This window comes from Clostridium beijerinckii, assembly GCA_003129525.1.
Classification (GTDB): domain Bacteria; phylum Bacillota; class Clostridia; order Clostridiales; family Clostridiaceae; genus Clostridium; species Clostridium beijerinckii_D.
The window spans coordinates 1,859,148-1,881,313 of the sequence record CP029329.1; the positions used below are offsets into that span (position 1 = coordinate 1,859,148).

Annotated in this window: 20 protein-coding genes; 19 read left to right on the plus strand and 1 reads right to left on the minus strand. The window is 28.6% G+C overall.

The features are described 5' to 3' along the window. The first annotated feature begins 134 nt into the window (after positions 1 to 134). The 17 genes from DIC82_08140 to DIC82_08220 all read left to right on the plus strand — a co-directional run bounded on the left by DIC82_08140 (position 135) and on the right by DIC82_08220 (position 17,585). Positions 135 to 1,079, plus strand: coding sequence for a 50S ribosomal protein L11 methyltransferase (locus tag DIC82_08140; protein ID AWK50992.1), 945 nt, complete (start codon positions 135 to 137; stop codon positions 1,077 to 1,079). Positions 1,080 to 1,087: 8 nt separating this feature from the next. Beyond that, complete coding sequence (locus tag DIC82_08145; protein ID AWK50993.1) at positions 1,088 to 1,855, plus strand: 16S rRNA methyltransferase; 768 nt, start codon at positions 1,088 to 1,090, stop codon at positions 1,853 to 1,855. Continuing rightward, positions 1,855 to 3,246 carry a tRNA (N(6)-L-threonylcarbamoyladenosine(37)-C(2))-methylthiotransferase MtaB gene (locus DIC82_08150; protein ID AWK50994.1) on the plus strand — a complete coding sequence of 464 codons (1,392 nt, stop codon included), beginning with the start codon at positions 1,855 to 1,857 and terminating at the stop codon, positions 3,244 to 3,246. The genes DIC82_08145 and DIC82_08150 overlap by 1 nt, the downstream gene beginning before the upstream one ends. Before the next feature lie 247 nt (positions 3,247 to 3,493). Then, entirely contained in the window at positions 3,494 to 3,838 is a 345-nt protein-coding gene (locus DIC82_08155) for a histidine triad nucleotide-binding protein (protein AWK50995.1), read from the plus strand. A gap of 144 nt (positions 3,839 to 3,982) precedes the next feature. Further along, on the plus strand, positions 3,983 to 4,159 hold the full coding sequence (locus tag DIC82_08160) for a 30S ribosomal protein S21 (protein ID AWK50996.1): 177 nt from the start codon (positions 3,983 to 3,985) through the stop codon (positions 4,157 to 4,159). Between the two features lie 30 nt (positions 4,160 to 4,189). Then, positions 4,190 to 4,642 (plus strand): aspartyl-tRNA amidotransferase, encoded by a 453-nt coding sequence (locus DIC82_08165; protein AWK50997.1) that lies wholly within the window; start codon positions 4,190 to 4,192, stop codon positions 4,640 to 4,642. A 153-nt stretch (positions 4,643 to 4,795) separates the two neighbouring features. Then, the gene (gene yqfC, locus DIC82_08170) at positions 4,796 to 5,074 is read left to right on the plus strand and encodes a sporulation protein YqfC (protein AWK50998.1); all 279 of its coding nucleotides are present in this window, start codon (positions 4,796 to 4,798) and stop codon (positions 5,072 to 5,074) included. Positions 5,075 to 5,080: 6 nt separating this feature from the next. Beyond that, a complete protein-coding gene (gene yqfD / locus DIC82_08175; GenBank protein AWK53050.1) occupies positions 5,081 to 6,208 on the plus strand; it encodes a sporulation protein YqfD in 1,128 nt (375 codons plus the stop codon). Between the two features lie 69 nt (positions 6,209 to 6,277). Continuing rightward, the gene (locus tag DIC82_08180) at positions 6,278 to 8,395 is read left to right on the plus strand and encodes a phosphohydrolase (protein ID AWK50999.1); all 2,118 of its coding nucleotides are present in this window, start codon (positions 6,278 to 6,280) and stop codon (positions 8,393 to 8,395) included. A gap of 8 nt (positions 8,396 to 8,403) precedes the next feature. Further along, complete coding sequence (locus DIC82_08185) at positions 8,404 to 8,913, plus strand: rRNA maturation RNase YbeY (GenBank protein AWK51000.1); 510 nt, start codon at positions 8,404 to 8,406, stop codon at positions 8,911 to 8,913. A 226-nt stretch (positions 8,914 to 9,139) separates the two neighbouring features. Continuing rightward, positions 9,140 to 9,841 carry a diacylglycerol kinase gene (locus DIC82_08190; protein AWK51001.1) on the plus strand — a complete coding sequence of 234 codons (702 nt, stop codon included), beginning with the start codon at positions 9,140 to 9,142 and terminating at the stop codon, positions 9,839 to 9,841. Between the two features lie 309 nt (positions 9,842 to 10,150). Next, positions 10,151 to 11,041: a GTPase Era gene (locus DIC82_08195; protein AWK51002.1), complete on the plus strand. Its 891-nt coding sequence runs from the start codon at positions 10,151 to 10,153 to the stop codon at positions 11,039 to 11,041. A 96-nt stretch (positions 11,042 to 11,137) separates the two neighbouring features. Then, entirely contained in the window at positions 11,138 to 11,887 is a 750-nt protein-coding gene (locus DIC82_08200) for a DNA repair protein RecO (GenBank protein AWK51003.1), read from the plus strand. A gap of 6 nt (positions 11,888 to 11,893) precedes the next feature. Next, complete coding sequence (locus tag DIC82_08205; GenBank protein AWK51004.1) at positions 11,894 to 12,526, plus strand: ubiquitin; 633 nt, start codon at positions 11,894 to 11,896, stop codon at positions 12,524 to 12,526. A gap of 188 nt (positions 12,527 to 12,714) precedes the next feature. Beyond that, positions 12,715 to 13,353: a transcriptional regulator gene (locus DIC82_08210; protein ID AWK51005.1), complete on the plus strand. Its 639-nt coding sequence runs from the start codon at positions 12,715 to 12,717 to the stop codon at positions 13,351 to 13,353. A gap of 80 nt (positions 13,354 to 13,433) precedes the next feature. Next, positions 13,434 to 16,061, plus strand: coding sequence for a pyruvate, phosphate dikinase (locus tag DIC82_08215; GenBank protein AWK51006.1), 2,628 nt, complete (start codon positions 13,434 to 13,436; stop codon positions 16,059 to 16,061). 285 nt (positions 16,062 to 16,346) lie between these two features. Then, positions 16,347 to 17,585, plus strand: a complete 1,239-nt coding sequence (locus tag DIC82_08220) for a GNAT family N-acetyltransferase (GenBank protein AWK51007.1) — start codon at positions 16,347 to 16,349, stop codon at positions 17,583 to 17,585. A 177-nt stretch (positions 17,586 to 17,762) separates the two neighbouring features. On the opposite strand, the gene DIC82_08225 is transcribed toward DIC82_08220, so the two are convergent. Beyond that, positions 17,763 to 18,830 carry a CotS family spore coat protein gene (locus DIC82_08225; protein ID AWK51008.1) on the minus strand — a complete coding sequence of 356 codons (1,068 nt, stop codon included), beginning with the start codon at positions 18,828 to 18,830 and terminating at the stop codon, positions 17,763 to 17,765. A 239-nt stretch (positions 18,831 to 19,069) separates the two neighbouring features. On the opposite strand from DIC82_08225, the gene DIC82_08230 reads away from it, so the two are divergent. Beyond that, positions 19,070 to 20,095 carry a deoxyguanosinetriphosphate triphosphohydrolase gene (locus DIC82_08230; GenBank protein ID AWK51009.1) on the plus strand — a complete coding sequence of 342 codons (1,026 nt, stop codon included), beginning with the start codon at positions 19,070 to 19,072 and terminating at the stop codon, positions 20,093 to 20,095. Between the two features lie 288 nt (positions 20,096 to 20,383). Next, complete coding sequence (locus DIC82_08235) at positions 20,384 to 22,165, plus strand: DNA primase (protein ID AWK51010.1); 1,782 nt, start codon at positions 20,384 to 20,386, stop codon at positions 22,163 to 22,165. Position 22,166 lies beyond the last annotated feature (1 nt).

Here is a 22,166-nt window from a genome sequence, read left to right on the forward strand (position 1 = left end):
AAGATGAATTTCTAGAAAATATACACATATAGAAAAGATGCAACACAGTAACTACAAAGAACTTTAGAAATCTCAGAAAGAGATTTAATCAAAAATTGCTAACTGCTAACTGAATTAAAGGAAGGATGATAAAAATGGATGGAATGTGGATTGAAATTAGTGTAATAACAAAAAGTGAGGCGCTAGAGCCTATATCAGGAATATTCTATGAATTAAATTGCCCAAATATTGCAATCGAAGATCCGGAAGATTTACTTTCAAGAGAACAAGGACCATTGACTTGGGATTTTGCAGATATAAATATTTTAGAACATAAAGGAAACGCAGCTGTAATTAAAGCTTATTTTTCTCAAGACGATAATGTTGAAGAAATCGTTGAATATGTAAAAGAAAAGATTACAGAAATTAAAGAACTTGGATTTGATATTGGTGAAGGCAAAGTAGAAGTTAAAAAAATGCATGAAGAAGATTGGGCAAATAATTGGAAACAATATTATAAGCCAGTTAAAATAACAGATAAAATTGTTATTAAACCTATTTGGGAAGATTATGATAAAAGTGAAAAGGAATTAATCATAGAATTAGATCCAGGTATGGCATTTGGAACTGGAACTCATGAAACTACTAGAATGTGTATTAAAGCTTTAGATAAGTATGTAAAGCCTAATACAACAGTATTTGATGTTGGGTGTGGATCAGGTATACTTTCAATAGCTGCTGCGAAACTTGGAGCTAAACATGTAGTAGGTGTTGATTTAGATCCTGTTGCTGTCGATTCATCTAAGGAAAATATAAGTTATAATGATTTAGATAATATTGAGATATTAGAAGGAAACCTTTTAGATGTAGTAGATGGAAAAGCTGACATCGTAGTTGCTAATATAATAGCAGAAATTATTTGTGTATTAACAGATGATGTTAAGAAAGCTTTAAATAATGGTGGCTTATTTATTACTTCAGGTATAATTCACGACAGAGTAGATATGGTTAAAGAGAAGTTTGCAGAAAGTGGATTTGAAATTATAGAAATAAATCAAGATGGAGAATGGAACTGCATAGTGGCAAAATCTATCGGTTAGGAGTTTGTATGCATAAATTTTTTACAGAACCTTATAATATCAATGAAACTGAAGGAAAAATAATTGGAGATGATGTAAAGCATATTTATAAGGTCTTAAGGTTGTCTGAAGGTGAAGAAGTAGTATTAAATAATTGTGAAGGTTTAGAATATTTAGGAGAAATAAAAACTATAACTAAAAATGAAGTTGTAGTTAGTATAATTAAGAAATTAGACATAAACAATGAAAGTAAAGTCAAGGTGCACCTTTTTCAAGGATTACCAAAAGGACAAAAGATGGATTTAATAGTGCAAAAGGGAACAGAACTTGGAGTCTTTGAATTTATTCCTACAATTACAGCTAGAGTTGATGTAAAGTTGAAGGGCGAATTCAAAAAGCTTGATAGATTAAATAGAATTGCACTTGAAGCGTCAAAGCAATCTAAAAGAAGTATTGTTCCTCAGGTTAAAGAAGTTATTGAATTTAAAGAAGCTTTAAATCAGTTGAAGGAAATGGATTTGACTATAATTCCTTACGAAAATGCAGAAGATTTTGGTATTAAAAGTCTTGTGAATTATCTTAATAATAAAAATATAGATTTGGATAATATAGATAATGTGGGAATTTTAATAGGACCTGAAGGTGGATTTGAAGAAGAAGAAATTCATGAGTTGAAAGAACAAGGTGCTTACATTGTAACACTTGGGAATAGAATATTACGTACAGAAACAGCTGGATTTACAGCAACTGCCCTAGTTCAGTATGAACTAGGGGATTTAGGAGGGAAGCTACTGTAATGGGAGAAAACCAAATAAAAATAGTTAGGTCAAGTAATGATAAACTTGAAGTTAAAAAGATAGCCAAGAAGAATATTGATGGAAAACAGTTCGTAGCCTTTGCAACATTAGGTTGTAGGGTAAATCATTATGAGACAGAAGCAATGGCAGAAAAGTTTATTAGAGAAGGATATGAGGTCACAGATTTTGAAAACTTCGCTGACGTTTATGTTATAAATACATGTTCAGTAACTAATATGAGCGATAAGAAATCAAGGCAAATAATAGGTAGAGCAAGACGAATAAATGAAAATGCAATAATTGCAGCAGTCGGTTGTTATTCTCAAGTATCACCTGAAGAAGTATCTAAAATAGAAGGTGTAGATGTTGTTCTTGGAACTAGAAATAAAGGTGATATTGTTTATTATGTAAATAAAGCTAAGGATGAACAAAAGCCACAATTGATGGTTGGAGAAGTTCTTAAAAATAAGCAATTTGAAGAATTAAATATAGAAGAATATCAAGATAAGACTAGAGCATTTTTAAAAATACAAGATGGTTGTAATAGATTTTGTGCATATTGTTTAATACCATATACAAGAGGAACAACTTGTTCTAAAGATCCGGAAAAGGTATTAAATGAAATAGAGAAGTTATGTGAACATGGATTTAAAGAAATAATTTTATCTGGAATCCACACAGCGTCTTATGGTGTTGATTTAGATGGAAATATAACTTTAATAACGTTATTAGAAGAAATTGAAAAGATGGATGGTATAGAAAGAGTAAGAATAGGCTCTATTGAACCAAGTTTTTTCACAGATGAAGTAATAAAAAAGATGAAGAATATGAAAAAATTATGTCCACAATTCCATTTATCACTTCAAAGTGGATCTGATTCTACGTTGAAAAGAATGAATAGAAGATATACGGCTAAAGAATATGAAGATGCAGTTAATAAAATAAGAGAAAATTTAAAAGATGCTTCAATAACAACAGATGTGATTGTTGGTTTTCCAGGAGAAACTGATGAAGAATTTAATGAAACATACGAATATTTAAAGAAGATTAAACTAACTAAAACACATATATTTAAATTTAGCCCAAGAAAAGGGACTAAGGCAGCAGATATGTCTAATCAACTAGATGGTACAGTTAAAGATAAAAGAAGTAAGGCTTTAATCGAATTAAATGCAATAAACGAAGGCAACTTTAGTAAATCATTAGTTGGACGAGAATTAGATGTTTTGGTTGAACAAGAAGTTTCTAACAAACCAGGAACATTTGAAGGATATACTAGAAATTATGTGAAAGTTGAAATAGTTAATGGCATTGAGAATATGGTTGGCAAGATAATTCCTTGTAAGATAGAAGAAGCAAATGGAGATTATGTTGTTGGAAAAATTATATAAGTTTGATATAATAAAGTATAAAATGAAACTTTACTTATATTAAATCGCTAAGTAAGTTCCATGAACCAAAGGAAGTTAAATTACATGCGTAATTTAATTAAGTTCGAAGGATGAAATGTAAAATACCTACAGAGAAAGTTGTAGTATTCAAATGAATAAGTAAGTTAACTAGCAGAACTAGTTAATTAAGTTCGAATAATCAAATACAATAGTTGAATTCTCACTTATAACTTAGGGAGGTGAATTTATGGAAGATTGTTTGTTTTGTAAAATTGCAAAGGGAGAAATTCCAAGTAAAAAAGTATATGAAGATGATAAAGTATATGCTTTTTATGATATAAATCCAGAAGCACCAATACACTTTTTGGTAATACCCAAAGAACATATTGAAAGTGCTAATGATTTAAATGATAATAATATCGATATTGTTTCACATATATTTAAGGTTATTAATAAGCTAGTATCAGAACTTAAGATAGCTGAGACCGGATATAGAATTGTAAATAATTGTGGTGAAAATGGAGGGCAAAGTGTAAAACATCTTCATTTTCATGTACTTGGAGGAAGATGTTTACAATGGCCACCAGGTTAAAAGTCAAATGATTATTTAAGCTAGAAATCTTTGGATATTCTTTCTTAAATTATTGACATTGTTTATTTGAATATTGTATAATATAGCATGTGTTATTAAGCCCATAGCTGAGTTAATATTAGCTAGCGGAGGGAGGGATAGTAAATGTCAGAAATTAAAGTTGGAGAAAATGAAACAATTGAAAGTGCATTAAGAAGATTTAAGAAAAAATGTGCTAGAGCTGGGGTTCTTTCTGAAGTTAAGAAGAGAGAACATTTTGAAAAACCAAGCGTTAGAAAAAAGAAAAAATCAGAAGCTGCTAGAAAGAGAAAGTTCAAATAATGATGTTTTCTTTTGAAAGAAGGTATAAATATGTCAGCAATTAAAGATAGATTACAAGAAGACTGGAAAACTGCTTTAAAAGCAAAAGATAGGTTCACAACTAGTGTAATTAGTACAGCTAAAGCTGCAATATTGTTAGTTGAAAAAACTGATAATAGAAAGCTTGAAGAGGATGAAGTCATCAGTATACTAGCTAAAGAAGTCAAGCAAAGAAGAGAGTCTATGCTTGAATTTGAAAAAGGTAATAGACAAGATTTAGTTGATCAGTGTAAAGCTGAAATCGAAATTTTATTAAAATACCTTCCTCAGCAGTTAGGTGAAGAAGAAGTAAAGCAAATAGTAAAAGAATCGGCAGAAGAATTGGGTGCAAATAGCATTAAGGATATGGGAAAAGTTATGTCAGCTGTTAGACCTAAGATAGTAGGAAAAGCTGATGGTAAACTTGTAAGTCAGATTATTAAAGAATATTTAAATAATAAATAATAAAAGAACTCAAGAAAATCTTGAGTTCTTTTATTATTTATTATGTACATTAAAAAAATAACTGCAAAAAGATACTTAGGTATAAATATTTTGAGTATTAATCTTCTAATCCTATCATAAATTACAATGAAGAAGTTTATGTAGGAGGAGAATATGGAAGATAAATTTCAAAAAGGAAAAGAAAAAATACTTGATAAATTAGATTTTCCACGAGATATTTCGCTAGATTTACCAAAGATAATAGTTGTAGGAAATAGAGAGATAACAATTGAAAATCATAAGGGTATTATATTTTTTGAAACTAATATGGTTAAAATAAATTCTAGAATTGGATTTATCGTAATAAGAGGGGAAGGATTGGAAATACTTTTTATTGCTGAAACAAGTATTACCATAAGTGGAACTTTTGAGGGTGTTTCATATGAGAGGTAAAGAATGATATTTAATGAGCTAAAATTAGGACAAATAACCATAGAAGTTAGTGCTTTAATGCCAGAAAAAATATTAAACATACTTTGGAAAAATGAGATTTATACATGTAATATTGTCAAGATTGATTTAACTACAATTAGGTTTATAATATATTTTAAAGACTATAAAGAAGCAGAAATGCTAATTAAAAAGTATAAAGGAAAAGTAAGAATAGTTAAAACAAGTGGTATAATTGTTTTACTTATGAAAATGAAAAGGAAAGTATCCTTGGTTATTGGAATTTTAATGTTTTTTATAGTTATATATATATTATCTAATTATATATGGGCCATAGACATACAGACACAAAAAAACTTAAGTCCTTTCGAAATTAGACAACAACTTTCATCAATTGGAATCAAACCAGGACTTAATAAATCACAAGTAGATGTATATGAAATAGAAAAAAAGATGGAAGATTTAAATAGTCAAATAATGTGGATTAGAATTAGAGTAGAAGGATCAACACTCAAGCTAGTAATAAAAGAAAAGGTAAATCCACCATCTACAGAAAAAGTATTATTTAATCAGGTTGTTGCTAAGATGGATGGAGAAGTAAAAAGAGTATATACTAATTCAGGTAATCCAGCAGTAATTCCTGGGGATATAGTAAAAGCTGGTGATGATTTAATATTACCTATTCAAGGAAGAGAAGGCTTTGAACAAGAAGTGAAACCTAATGGAACAGTTATAGCAAATACTTTCTATGAAAAGTTTATGGAAGTTCAAATAAGTGGAGAAAAACTTGAAAGAACAGGGGAGAAGAATAGTGATATTTATTTAAGTTTTTTTGGGAAAAAAATTTACTTAGAAAAAGCTATAAATCCATTTCATTATTATGATAAAATAGAAGAAAAGGACGGAGTTGTTAATAAAACAATATATTTCAAAAAAGAGGGAAAAACTGTAAAGTTAGATAAAGATAATACAGTCAAAGAAGCTACTGAAAAATTACAGGAATCATTACGAAAAACACTTAGCAATGATGCTAAAATTATAGATAAAAAAATTACAGTAGATGATATTAATGATGGAAAGATATTAGTCAAAGTTACATTTACTGTAGAACAAGATATTGCAAGAAAAATATCATAAGTCATAGTTGACTTGTTATTTTATTTCGTGTATTTAAATACTTTATTATAAGATGAAAAGGTGAATAACATGAATATAAAACAGAATAAACAAAATAATAATAAGATTCAAAGAATTATATTATTTACATTTGTATTTATTATAGGTTATTTATTGCTTGCTACTGCGATAACTCCAAAGCAATATAGTTTAAAAGAAGGAGATATACCTAGAGTAGATATAAAAGCACCAAGAGATACCGTAGATGAAAAAGCTACTAAAGAAAAGGAAGAGCAAGCTCTTGAAAAAGTGGGGAAACAATATACATTAAGACCTGAAGTTAAAAAAGAAGCGGAAGAAAACACTAAAGCTTTATTTGAAAAACTAATAACCCTAAGTACTAATTCTACAGTTGATGCAAATTCTACAGTTGATGCAAAAGAAAGTGAAAAAATAACTGAACTAAAGAAGTTAACATCATTTCAGTTGACAGAAGAACAATGTAAGGTACTAATAGGTATTACAAAAGACAATTTAGCAGATTTAGAAATAAAAACAATTAATATAATTAATAAGGTATATGAAAAAAATATAAATGAAAATGATGAGGTTGCTATCCAAGGCGCAAGAGGAGCTGCTATATTAGAAATAGATACTTTAAAGTTAGATAATGAAGTATCAAGCACATTAAAGCCTATTATTCAAACTCAAATAAATGCAAATGTTTTTTTTGATGAAGAAAAGACAAATGAAACAATACAAGAAGCTCAAAAAAATATATCTAAAGTTATAATAAAGCAAAATCAGATTATAGTGAAAGAAGGAGAACCTGTAACTCAAGATCAGATAGATATCTTATCAGACTTAGGAATGTTAAATGATGAAAATGAAACAGTATATCTATATGTATATTTAGCACTTGCTGTGTTTTTAGCAATAGTTCTATTTCTTCAATATAATTATATTAAGTTAAATTATAAAGAGATATTTAAAAGTACTAAAAAATTGATTTTAATAAGCGTTATAAATTTGATTTCACTAATACTTGCTAGAACAATAGGAATTATATCACCATTTTTAATTCCATTTGCTTGTGCACCTATGATGCTTACATTATTATTAAATTATAAAATATCACTTGTAATTAGTACTTTAAACATAATAATCATAGGTGCACTAAATGGATTTGATGTTCAAGTTATGTTACTTGGTATTGTAAGTTCAATATTAGGTGCTACATTGTTAAAGAAGATGCAACAAAGAAATGAATTATTATATTCAACAGTAAATATTGCAGTAGTTAGTGCAATACTGACATTATCCACAGGAATATTAATATCAAGTAATCTTCGAGATGTATTAATAAAGGCTGGTATTACAGTTATAGGAGGCCTTTTATCAGGTATATTTGCACTAGGAATATTACCATTTTTAGAAGGAATGTTTAATGAGGTTACAACTTTAAAGTTATTAGAATTATCAAATCCTAATAATCCACTTTTGAAAAAATTATTAATGGAAGCACCAGGCACATATCATCATAGTATGCTTGTTGCAAATCTTGCCGAGATGGCAGCAGAAGAAGTTGGTGCTAATTCAGTAATTACTAGAATAGGGTGTTATTATCATGATATCGGAAAAACAGAAAGACCATACTTTTTTGGTGAAAATCAAATGGGTGGGGATAATCCTCACAAGAATATAACTCCTAATTTAAGTACAATGATAATAAAATCTCATGTAAATGATGGTCTTGAATTAGCAAAAAAACATAACTTACCAAAGGTAATTCAAGATATCATAGCAGAACATCATGGAAATACAGTAGTTAAATATTTTTATTACACAATGAAAAATAGTGCTGAAGATCCAAGCGAAATAAAAGAAGAAGATTATATGTATGAAGGTCCGATACCAAGTTCAAGGGAAGCTGGAATAGTAATGCTTTCTGATAGCGTTGAAGCTGCTGTAAGGTCTATTAAAGAGCCTAATAAAGATAAGATTAATGAAATGGTAAATAGTATTATTGATGATAAATTATCATGCGGTCAATTAAATAATTGTGATTTGACATTAAAGGATATAGAAAAAATTAGAATATGTTTTTTAACTGCATTAAATGGTATATATCATCAAAGAATAGAATATCCTAAAGAGAAAATCAAAGATTTAAATGATGAAAATAATAAAATCAAAACTAAGGAGTAATTTAAATAATGATTTATGTAGATAACAGACAAAACAAATTAGAAGTAAATGATGGGTTGATTAAAAAACTATCAAAAGTAATAGAATTTGCATTAAAAGAAGAAGAAGTTGATTTAAAATGTGAAGTTTCTTTATTATTTGTAGATAATGATGAAATTAAAGAGATTAATAATGATACTAGAGGCATAAATAAAGAAACGGATGTATTATCTTTTCCTATGTTAGAATATAAAAATAAAAAGGTATTTAAGGAAGTATATAAAAATTATAAATTTTCTCAAACTGATTTTGATGGGGAAGAACTTGTACTTGGGGACATAGTACTTTCTTTAGAAAAAGCACTAGAGCAAAGCAAAGAATTTAATCACTCCTATGAAAGAGAAGCTTCGTATTTAGTAGTACATTCAGTATTACACCTTTTGGGATATGATCATATGGAGGATGAAGAAAAAAATGTTATGAGATGTAGAGAAGAGGAAATTTTAAACAAACTTAGTATAACTAGGGAATCCAATTAACAGTTAACAGTTAACAATGTACAATGAAGGAACAAATTCCTTTTGAATTTACAAAAATTGTATACAGATAGAAAAGTGTAAGTGCAACAGTAAACATTTAAAGCAAAAGAAAGAACTTTTTTAAGTTGAACTAAGAATTTATAAAAAACAAATCTCGCAGAGATTTGAACAATAACTGTTAATCGTTAATTGTAAACTGTTAATTGAACAAAGTGGGTGAAGGTAAATGAAGATAAAAAAAACTCTAGAAAGTTTTAACAATGCAATAACTGGGATTATAGACACTGTAAGAACTGAAAGAAATATGAAAATACACTTGATTGTATCTTTAGGTGTGCTAATTGTTAGTTTTTTCTTTGATATAACAAAATATGAGTTTCTTATTTTAGCAGTTACAATAACTATGGTAATGACAGCTGAATTAATAAATACATCTATAGAAGCAGCTATAGACATGACAACAAATTATTATCATCCATTGGCTAAAATAGCTAAAAATGCAGCTGCAGGTGGTGTACTAATTGCAGCTATAAATGCATTACTAGTTGGATACATTATATTTTGGGATAAATTATCTAATTTTTCATTTGATTTAATTAAAAAAGTTAAAAACTCAGAGCCATACACAATATTTATTGTATTAGTAATAGTTTGTATAGCAACAATAATAGCTAAAGCAATATTTGGGGAAGGAACTCCTTTAAAGGGTGGAATGCCAAGTGGGCATAGTGCCCTTGGATTTTCTATTGCAACTGCAATATCATTAATAACAGAAGAGCCAATTTGCATATTGCTTAGTTTCTTATTGGCATTTATAACTGCACAAAGTAGGGTTGATTCGGAAGTTCATAGTATTCTTGAGGTGATAGTCGGGGCGATCTTTGGAATATTATTAACTTTATTTATTTTCACTTTGTTTAGTCTTTAACAAACTTAGAATAATAATATATACAAAAATAAAAAAGTGATAAGCACAACCAAGATCATTTAAGGGAAGTTAACTCGTGCACGAGCTAACTAAGTTCGAGGAACCAAATGCATAAGGGAAGTTAACTAGCAGAGCTAGTTAACTAAGTTCCAATAATGAAATACAAGATTTGGATTATTACTTGTCTCACTTTGGGTACTCTATAATATTTGTACATTGTCAATTAACTTATAAATAGAGTATACTATTTATAAAATAGCAGAATGTTATTTAAGCTTTCTATAGAAGGCTTATTTCAAGGAGGAAAAAATGTTTAAATCAGGATTCGTTACAATAGTTGGAAGACCAAATGTAGGAAAATCAACTTTATTAAATTACATAATGGGAGAAAAGTTATCAATAGTTTCAAATAAACCACAAACAACAAGAAATAATATTCAAACAATATTAACAGGTGATGAGTATCAAATGGTATTTGTTGATACCCCAGGTATACATAAGCCTAAGCATAAATTGGGAGAATTTATGGTGAATTCGGCAAAAGAATCAACTAAAGATGTTGATTTAGTATTGTTTTTAACCAATCCAGACGAGGAAATAGGAAAAGGGGACAAATTTATATTAGAAACTTTAAGAGATAAAAAGTGCCCCGTATTTTTAGTTTTAAATAAAGTTGATGAAAGTACACAAGATAGAGTGGCAAAAAGTTTAGAAATGTACTCAAAAGAATTTAATTTTGCAGAAATCATACCTATATCTGCAATTAAGGGAAAAAATGTTGATGCATTAATAGAACTTATGAAAAAAGTTATGCCAGAAGGACCTAAGTATTATCCAGATGATATGATAACAGATGTTCAAGAAAAGTTTGTTGTATCTGAAATAATTAGAGAAAAGGCTTTAAGAACACTAAGAGATGAAGTACCTCATGGTATAGCAGTAGATATAATTCAAATGAAACAAAATGATATTGGTACATATCATATAGAAGTAGATCTAATATGTGAAAAAGATTCGCATAAAGGAATAATAATAGGTAAGAATGGGCAAACACTTAAAAGAATTGGAGAAACTGCTAGATATGAATTGGAAAAATTCTTAAGAGCTAAAGTTAATGTAAAGATATGGGTTAAGGTTAGAAAAGAGTGGAGAGATAATCAAAACTTATTAAAGGAATTAGGATATAAGCCTAAGAAATAGAATTAATTAATGATGAATAATGAAGGTGGAAATTACTTCGTAATTTCATCCACAATCATTAATTATTCATCATTAATTCTTAATTATTTATAGGGGATGATTAATCTGTCAATTTTTGAAACTAAAGCTGTTATTATAAAGACACAAGATTTTAAAGAAAATGATAAACTAGTTTGGTTTTATACCGAAAAGCTAGGCAAAGTTACAGCTGTAGTTAGAGGTGCCAAAAAAAGTAAAAGTAAGTTTTTAGCATTGACATTGCCTTTATGTTATGGTGAATATATGTTATATAAAGGCAAAAATTTATACACGCTCCAAGAAGGAAAGATAATCAACTCATTTCAAGGGCTTTTAAATGACTTATATAAACTTACTTATTCATCATATTTATGTGAACTCATAGATATTGCATGTTCTGATAATGAAGTTAATATTGAACTTTTCAAAAATTTAGTTACAACATTATATTTATTAAATACAGATGCAATAAATTATGAATTGCTAATAAGATCATTTGAATTAAAATTATTGAGAACTACAGGGTATAATTTAACATTGGATAACTGCAGTATTTGTAGAAAAAAGATATCTTCATCAAATTATATAAGTTTATCTTACTATGGAGGAATATGCGATGAATGTCCAAAAGAACATGGAGTATTCATATCAAAAGGTGCATATAATGCTTTGAGATTCTTGAGGAATCTGGATGTAGATAAGTTATATAGATTAAATTTAAATGATGAGATAAAAGATGAAATAGAAAAGGTGACTACTTTTTTTATATGCAATAATTATGCAAGAAAACCTAAAAGTTTGGATATGTTAAAATTTATTAAGGAGTGATAATTTATGGAAAAGATAACGTTAGAAAAAGTTGACATGGTACGTGAAAGAACAGGCGTAAGTTATGAAAAAGCAAAGGAAGCTTTAGAAGTATGTGAAGGAGATGTATTAGAAGCTTTAATATATATTGAAAAGACTCAAAGCATATTAAATGACAATAATGAATTTTCTAAGGAACCGGAAGAAAATAAAACTTCAATCTCCATAGAAGAGTTAAAAGCTTGGTTCAAACAAATGATAGAAAAAGGTAATGTAACAAGAATAAAGATTAAAAAAGATGATACTGAGTTAATTGATATTCCAGTTAATGCGGGAATTGCAGCTGGTGTAGTAGCTATTATTATTCCATCAATACTAGCAGCAGGAGTTATTGCAGCAATAGCAACTCAAATCACAATAGAGATAACTAAGGAAGATGGTTCTGTAGAAATAATAAACAAACAAGTTTCTAAAGTTGCAAATGATGTTAAAAATAAGGCAAATGATTTTGCAGATAAGGTTAAAAATAAAGTTAATGAAATGAAAAAAGATGCTAAGAATGATAGCTCTGATTCAAAACAAAATGTATATACTGGTTCTGATACAGTATATAGTTATACTGTTAACTTTGATGAAGAAAAAGAAAATTCAGAAGATTAATGATATTAAGATCAATATAGAGAAAAACAGACATAAAAATATTATAAAAGTATTATACAAGAAATAATTAGTAAATTTATTTGATTTTTCTGAAAATTTAGTCTAGTCAAACAATAATTACATGATATAATTAAAGAGTAATAAATATTAGCTAAATATTTCTTGCATTAGTAGAAAGAGGGATAAGATTGAAATTATCACCTAGACAAGAAGAAATAGTGTGCTTAGTTAAGGAAAATCAACCAATAACAAGTGAAGCACTTGCAGGGAGAATTGGGGTAACAAGAGCAGCACTTAGAGCAGATTTAGCAGTTCTTACAATGATAGGAACTTTAGCTGCTAGACCTAAAGTTGGATATGTATACTCTGGAAAATCTTCTAGTGGATTAGCCTATGCACATATAAGTAAAATCAAAGTGTCGGAAATAATGTCTAAACCAGTGACAGTAAGTGAAGATACAATGGTATATGATGCAATCGTATACCTATTTCTTAATGATGTAGGAACATTATTTATAGAAAACAATGGAGTACTTACAGGTGCAGTTTCTAGAAAAGATTTTCTTAAAATTTCAATAGGGGGAACGGATATACATAAAGTTCCGGTTGGCGTAATCATGACTAGAATGCCAAATATAATTTGTGCAAATGAAAATGACAATGCTTATGATTTGGCTAAGAAAATTATTGAACATGAAATTGATAGTATTCCAGTCGTTGAGATATTAAAAAAGATAGAAGGAAAAGACCAAATAAAAATAATTGGTAAGGTCTCAAAGACTAACATAACAAAATTATTTGTTAAACTTGGAGAAAATGAAAATTAATTATTAGGGTAACTACGAGACCTTAGGAAGGAATCGATAGTAATATATTGAGAAAATTATAGAAAAGAGGGAATATTGAGATGACAAATAAGTATGTATATCTTTTTAATGAAGGAAACACTTCAATGAAAAATCTACTAGGAGGAAAAGGCGCTAATTTAGCAGAAATGACTAATATAGGAATCCCTGTACCATTTGGATTTACTGTTACAACAGAAGTTTGTAATAAGTATTATGAAGATGGTAGAAAGATTTCTGATGAGATAATAGGTCAAATTTATGATAGCTTAGCAAAGCTTGAAGAATCTACTGGTAAAAAATTTGGAGATAATTCTAATCCTTTATTGGTTTCAGTAAGATCTGGTGCAAGAGTTTCGATGCCAGGTATGATGGATACTATTTTAAATTTAGGATTAAATGACGTTGCTGTAGAAGCTATGGCAGAATTAACTAACAATCCTAGATTTGCATATGATTCTTATAGAAGATTTATTCAAATGTTCTCTGATGTTGTTATGAATATAGAAAAAAGATTGTTTGAAAACAAGATAGAAGAACTTAAGGAAAAGAAAAACGTTGAATTCGATACAGATTTAACTGCTGATGATTTGAAAGAATTAGTTAGTGAGTTTAAAGAACTATATAAAAAAGAAAAAGGCGAAGAATTTCCAAGTGATCCAAAAGTGCAATTGATTGAATCTATAACAGCTGTATTTAGATCATGGGATAATCCAAGAGCGATAGTATATAGAAGAATGAATGATTATCCTGGAGAATGGGGTACAGCAGTAAATGTACAAGAAATGGTATTTGGTAATAAGGGAGAAACATCAGGAACAGGAGTTGTATTCTCTAGAAATCCGGCTAATGGGGATAATAAAATATATGGTGAATATTTAATGAATGCACAAGGTGAAGACGTTGTTGCAGGAATTAGAACACCACTTCCAATATCAAAATTAAAGGATCAAAATCCTACAATATATAAAGAATTTGAAGATATAGTTAATAAATTAGAATCTCATTATAGAGATATGCAAGATATGGAAATAACAATAGAAGAAGGTAAGTTATACTTCTTGCAAACTAGAAATGGTAAAAGAACAGCTCAAGCAGCTTTAAAGATTGCTGTTGATTTAGTTGAAGAGGGAATGCTTAGTAAAGAAGAAGCAATTTTAAAAGTTGAACCTAAACAATTAGATACATTGTTACATCCAGCATTCTATACTGAAGATTTAAAGAAGGCTGAGCCAATCGGTAAGGGGTTACCAGCATCTCCAGGAGCTGCATGCGGTAAGATTGCATTTACAGCTAATGAAGCCAAAGATAGAGCTGCTCTTGGCGAAGATGTAGTACTTGTAAGACTTGAAACATCTCCAGAAGATATAGAAGGTATGGTAGCTGCCAAAGGAATTCTTACAGTAAGAGGAGGCATGACATCTCATGCTGCTGTTGTTGCAAGAGGAATGGGAACTTGCTGTGTAGCTGGATGTGGAACTATTAGAGTTGACGAGAAAAAGAGAACTGTAGAAGTTAATGGAAAAGTTTATACAGATGAAGATTTTATCTCAATTGATGGTACTAGTGGTAATGTATATGGAGAAAAGATAAAGACAGTTACTCCAGAAATTTCAGGGCATTTTGCAATATTTATGGGATGGGCAGATGAAATAAGAAAATTAAAAGTTAGAGCTAATGCAGATAGTCCAAAAGATGCACAACAAGCAGTTGAATTTGGAGCTGAAGGTGTAGGTCTTTGTAGAACAGAGCATATGTTCTTTGCAGAAGATAGAATTATGGCTGTAAGACAAATGATTACATCTAAAGATCTAGAACAAAGAAAAGTAGCATTAGAGAAGATATTACCAATGCAAAGAGCAGATTTTATTGGTATCTACGAAGCGTTAGAAGAAAAACCTGTTACTATAAGATTATTGGATCCACCTTTACATGAATTCTTGCCAACAGCAGAAGCAGATATTAAAGAATTAGCAAAAGAAATGGGAATAGCTTTTGATGAATTAAAATCTACAGTTTCAGAGTTACATGAATTCAATCCTATGATGGGTCATAGAGGATGCCGTCTTGCAGTATCTTATCCAGAAATTGCAGAGATGCAAGCAAGAGCAATTATAGAAGCGGCTATAGAAGTTAAAAAGAATAAAAATTATGATATTGTTCCAGAAATAATGATTCCATTAGTTGGAGAAATTAAGGAATTAAAATATGTTAAAGATGTTATAGTAAATACTGTAAAAGAAGTTATGGAAGAAAAGGGAGTAACTTTAGAATATAAAGTTGGTACTATGATTGAAATTCCAAGAGCAGCTTTAACAGCTGATGAAATAGCTAAAGAAGCTGAATTCTTCTCTTTTGGTACAAATGATTTAACTCAAATGACATTTGGATTCTCAAGAGATGATGCAGCTAAGTTCTTAGGCTCATACTACGATAAGAAAATATATGAACAAGATCCATTTGGTAAATTAGATCAAACAGGAGTTGGGTCATTAATCAAGATAGCTGTAGAAAAAGGAAAATCTACAAGACCAGACATCCATCTTGGAATTTGTGGAGAACATGGTGGAGATCCATCATCAATTGAATTCTGCCACAATATAGGACTTGACTATGTATCATGTTCACCATTTAGAGTGCCACTTGCAAGACTTGCAGCAGCACAAGCACAAGTAAAAAATAAAAGATAAATCTAAAAAATAAAGAAATAGTATAGGAGTAGTCCATTAACTTGATAAAATAAGAGTTTCAGGCTGTTAATACTATAAAAAATATAGGATATTGGAACTTAAAATTAAGTTCCAATATCCTTATTTTTATATAAGAATTACATGATGAACAATATTATTTTTTTATAAAAAGTAGAATAAAATGAAGATGGGATGTGGAAAATAGAAGCATATTCAACTATATTCTGTTTTAGATACATTTGCATCTAGATAATTTTATATTTTTGATATAGACAAGGAGGATTTATGAAAGATACAAAAAAATTTATTAAAGTATATGGCGATTTTAAGATGCGAAAACTAACAGAAGATGATTTAGAGCAATTTAATGGTCTTTTACGCTATGCTTTTCAAATAACAATGGAAGATCTTTTGCATACCGGCTGGACAGAAGATAAAATTATGCATGCAAAAATGCCTATTCTTCAAAATGCATATGTCCTTGGTTGGTTTTACCACGACAAACTAGCTTCAATGATTGTAGTATACTCCATGAAAGTGAATATTCATGATAACATTTGTAATATGGGGGGAATTACAGGAGTTGCTACCTATCCTGAATATACAGGCAAAGGATTAATTAAATCACTGATTAAACAAGTTATTATGCATATGCATGAAGAAGGACAATCTATTTCTTTTTTATACCCTTATTCAATTCCTCTTTATAGAAAACATGGCTGGGAAATTATTTCTGATAAAATCACTTTTACAATAAAAGATTCTCAGCTTCCAAAAAAAAGGCCGGTAGAAGGAATGATGGAGCGTGTAGATTTGGATTGTGAGGATATTTCTAATGTACATGATTATTTCTCTATGCAGCGTCATGGAGCTATGATTCGTGATGAACTGGCTTGGGATGAATATTGGCGTTGGGATAATGATAATATTATTGCTTCAATTTATTATAGTAAAAATCATAAACCTCTTGGCTATTTAGTTTATTATATTAAGAATGATACATTTTATATTAAGGAAATGGTTTATTTAAATACTGAAGCACATCATGGAATTTGGAATTACATAAGTGCACATTATTCTATGGTAAACGAAGTAAAAGGGAATAATTATTCTGGAGAACCAATGGCTTTTTTATTTGAAGATAGTGAAATGGTTGAGAACATTGAGCCATATTTCATGGCAAGGATTATAAATGTACAAGAATTTATTTTAAAATATCCCTTTTTAGCCATATCACAAAAACTAAAACTTAATTTAAAAATAAATGATTCTATCGCTCCATGGAATAATGGAGTTTTCAACGTTTACTGGGATGGTGAAGAAACAGTTTGTAAAAAAACTGATGATATTCATGCTGCTAATTTGATAGAAATGGATATTCAGACATTAACAACTATGCTCATGGGATATAAGCGTCCTACATTTTTATATGAGTGTGGAAGAATACAGACAGAATATTATATGCTGCGAATTATGGAACAGTTGATACCAGTAGAAAAACCTTATTTTTCAGATTATTTCTAATTTAATAGAACATTTGAATATTCAAAAACATTCATTAATGCTTGCAGGAATATTAAAAAATTTAGTTTATTACTAACAAAATGAAATGGAAGGCATACATTTGTTCCAACAAAATCTTCAATAATTAGAATAAATGTATGACCTTTCTTTCAGTAGTTTATGAATATAATTCTAGGTTTAAAGCAAAATTGTGTTGAATTCTTTTTGTACCTCATCTATTATCCTTAATGCAAAATCATATTGAAGGTCTGTTTTTGCGGTTGCATTTGATAGTAAAGTTAAAAAGGCAGATTTATTACACTTGTTAATATTTTTATAATAATCTCTTGATATTTTCCAGTATTTTTGTGGAAAACAAATATATGAAATCAAATATTTTAAATCTGATTCTGTTAAAGGGGAATATTCATTATAAGTTTTTAATACAGATAAGGCTAAGTCAATATTCCATTTGGTGTTTTCGCGCTTAAGTAATCTACGCATAAAATATGCTAAGTCTTTTGCACAATAATCTACCTTGCATTTATCAAAGTCTATTATCCAAGGATCTAAATCAGATGGAAAAATTAAATTTTTATTTACATAATCACCATGGCATAAAGATTTACTCAAATTATTATTATCAATTTTATTTGACATATTTAAAGAAATTTTAGCAAGACGTAAATTCATATCAAAGGTTGAAATAAATTGTCTTGAAAATGTATCTTTATACTTAAAGGCTTCATTTGATGTTTGAAGTAAATCTTGAAAATGTTTTAAAATTGATATGTAATAATCATCAAATCCTTCTTTTAATGAACTACCTAAAATAGGCTGAAAGTCACGAGAAATAGAGTGGACTGTAGAAAGCTTTTTTACGGAAAGTATGACATGATTAATATTATCAAAATTACATTTCTCTCCTTCAATCCAAGGTGTTAGTATAAAAAGCATGTTTTGATAAGATACAAATCTATTATTATCAATAGTAGGTAAAAGTTTTGGTACTCTGATATTATTTCTATATAGCCATTCAATTGCTGAATATACATATAGTAAATCTTTTGTATTATAATAAACTTTTTTCAAACAATAACTTTTTTCTTTAAAATCTATTCTATATACTGCTCTTTGTTTATCTGTATCTTTAAATTTAATAATTGAAATTCGTGAGTTTTGTAAATTATAGTGAGTCAAAACATTTTGCTTTATGATTTCAGGGGAAAGATTACATTCTTGTAAAGATAAAACTTCATTGCTCATAAATACACTCCTTAATAAGGTGATTATTGTTTACATAGAGATTTAATACTTTAGATAAAAATCTTTATTATTAAATAATATTAAAGTTATTTTAGTAATATACTTAAAGAATTTTATAAAAATATAAAAAATTATATGTAAACGATAGTATTTTTTTATTATTTGCAAATAATAAATATGGTCGATAAATAGAGGAATATAATGATAAATATAGAATACATAAAAAGAGGTGATAATATATGAATGTGAGGGAAAAAATTCAGAGTTTTGAAAGCTTGACATTAATTAAAGAAGCGGCTTTTTCAAAAAAATCTTTAGGAAGAAAAATTAAAGAAGAAGAAGACGATATTAGAACTTCTTATATGCTTGATAGAGATAGAATTATTCAAAGCAAATCATTTAGACGCCTTAAGCATAAAACACAAGTATATATAAAAACTTTTGGGGATCACTATAGAACTAGATTAACTCATACATTAGAAGTGTCACAAGTCGCAAGAACTATTGGTGTTGGAATTGGATTAAATGAAAATTTGATTGAAGCAATAGCATTGGGCCATGATTTAGGCCATGTTGCATTTGCACATAATGGGGAAGAGGTATTAAATGAGTATTTAAAAGGTGGATTTCGCCATAATGAACAGAGCGTAAGAGTAGTTACCAAACTTGAAAATGATGGGAATGGACTCAATTTAACAGAAGAAGTAATTAATGGAATATTGAATCATAGTGGTCTTGGAACAACAAAAGATATTATTACTTTAGAAGGAATTGTAGTTAAATTTAGTGATAAAATGGCATATTTAAATCATGATATAGATGATTCTATAAGAGCAGGTCTGCTAAGTGAGGAACAATTACCTAAAAACATTGTTAAAGTTTTAGGAGATAATACTACTCAAAGACTAGATACTTTAATTAAAGATTTTGTGAAAACTTCAAATGATAATATTAATAATGGAATAAAAAAAGTTGGATTAAGTAAAGAAATTAATGCAGCAATGATAGAACTTAGACAATTTATGTTTAAAAATATATATTTAGGAGATACATTAAAGGTCGAGAGAAATAAAGCAAAATTTATATTACAACACTTAATTGAATATTTTGAAGAAAATCCAGAACAAATGCCTCAAATTTATTTAATAATAGCTAAAAATGAAAGTCTACAAAGAGCAGTAGCAGATTATATTGCGGGCATGAGTGATGATTATTGTTTATTATTGTTTAATAAAATATTTGTTCCCAAAGTGGTAATAGATTAATATTTTTCAATTAAGAACTCATATTATGTCTGGAGGTCTTAAACAAAGATGGTTTAAAACCATAAAGAAGAGTTTAAAATAAAAAAAGGAATTTTAAAATAAAAAAGAGGATTTTAAAATAAAGAAAAGAATTATTAAATAATAGTGCTATTCAACTAGATATTATTTCAAAATGAGCTGAAGCTTCAATTAAAATAAAAATTATTATAATAATTAGAAGGGAAAACTCGTTAGTGTGTCGAATAATATATAATTGTTGAAAAAAAGCAGTAGGGAGGAGATGTCTCCTTGCAGATACCAGAAGAAATAATAGAAAAAATAAAAGAACAAAATGACATTGTTGATATTATTTCAGAAGATGTAAGGCTAAAGAAATCGGGAAAAAATTATATGGGGTTATGTCCATTTCATAATGATAAATCCCCATCATTTAGTGTTTCTAGTGAAAAGCAAATATATAAATGCTTTTCGTGTGGTGAAGCAGGAAATGTACTTACATTTGTTATGAAATATAAAAAACTTACTTTTCTAGAGGCTTCAAAATATTTAGCAGATAAAGCAAATATTATTTTACAAATAGAAGGGCAGGAAAATGATAAGGTTTCTAGAAAAAAGGAGAGTTTATACAACATAAATGTAGAAGCTGCTAGATATTATTTTGCAAATCTACAAAATAATAAAATGGCAAAAGAGTATTTTCTAAAAAGAGGAATAAAAGAAGAAACTATAAAACGATTTGGACTAGGTTATTCGCATGATAATTGGCATGGAGTAATAAATGGTTTAAGATCAAAGGGGTATAAGGATGATTTACTAATTGAAGCTGGGTTAATTTCTAAAAATGAAAAGACTGGGAATACATATGACAGATTTAGAAATAGAGTAATGTTTCCTGTGTTTAATGTAAAAGGTAAAGTTATTGGATTTGGAGGTAGGGTTTTAGATGATTCAAAGCCAAAATATTTAAATTCACCAGAGACAATGATTTTTCAAAAGGGAACTAATCTTTATGGATTAAATTTTGCAATTAAGAATAAGCTGCAAGAGGATTACGTTATTATAGTGGAAGGATACATGGATTTAATAGCACTTCATCAATATGGTATAACGAATACTGTAGCATCACTTGGAACTGCACTTACTGTAAATCAAGCAAGACTTCTCAAGAGGTATGTAAATAAAGTTATAATTTCTTATGACGCCGATTTGGCAGGACAGACTGCTACACTAAGAGGACTTGAAATTTTAAGGAATGCCGGATTTGATGTAAAAGTATTAACAGTACCAGAGGGCAAAGATCCAGATGAATTCGTGAGAAACAATGGAAGAGATGCATTTTTAAGGTTAGCAAAAGAATCACTGCCTCTAATTGAATATAGAATTAAAAGAGCAGCCCAAGGCATAAATTTAAAAAATGGAAATGAATTAATAACATATGGGGAGAAATTCGCGGAAATTTTGGCAGAGTTAAATCCTATAGAAAAAGATGTATATATAAAGAAGATTTCAGAAGAAACATCAATTAAAGAGCAGGCATTATATGACTTACTATCACAAGTAATAGCAAAAAAACAAAAAGAGGAAAATTTTATAAATAAAAAAGAAGATTTTGGAACAAAATTATATGTAGAACCAGGATACTTAAAAGCGGAGAGAGCATTAATTAAATTGATGTTTAAAGATGAATTTTATCATAATCTAAAAAGTGTTATAAAACAAGGAGATTTTGTAATAGAATCACACAATAAAATTTATTCATTAATATTACAAGGAAAAAATGTTGATACTATCAATATAATATCTTATGTAGAAAGCAGATGTGATGATATAGAAAGTTCTAAAGAATTGACCAAAATAAAAGAACATGAAATTTTAGCTTTCGCAGATAACGATAGGTTAATCAAGGACTATCTAAACGAAGTCAAAAGCTTTAAATTGAAATTACAAATTGAAGATTTAAAGAAAAAACAAAATAGATTTGAAAAGAATGGGGAAATTGAAGAATCTATAAGAATTGCTATGGAGCTTAATAAATTATCAAAAGCACTTAAAAAGGGAGAGAGAGGTTAAA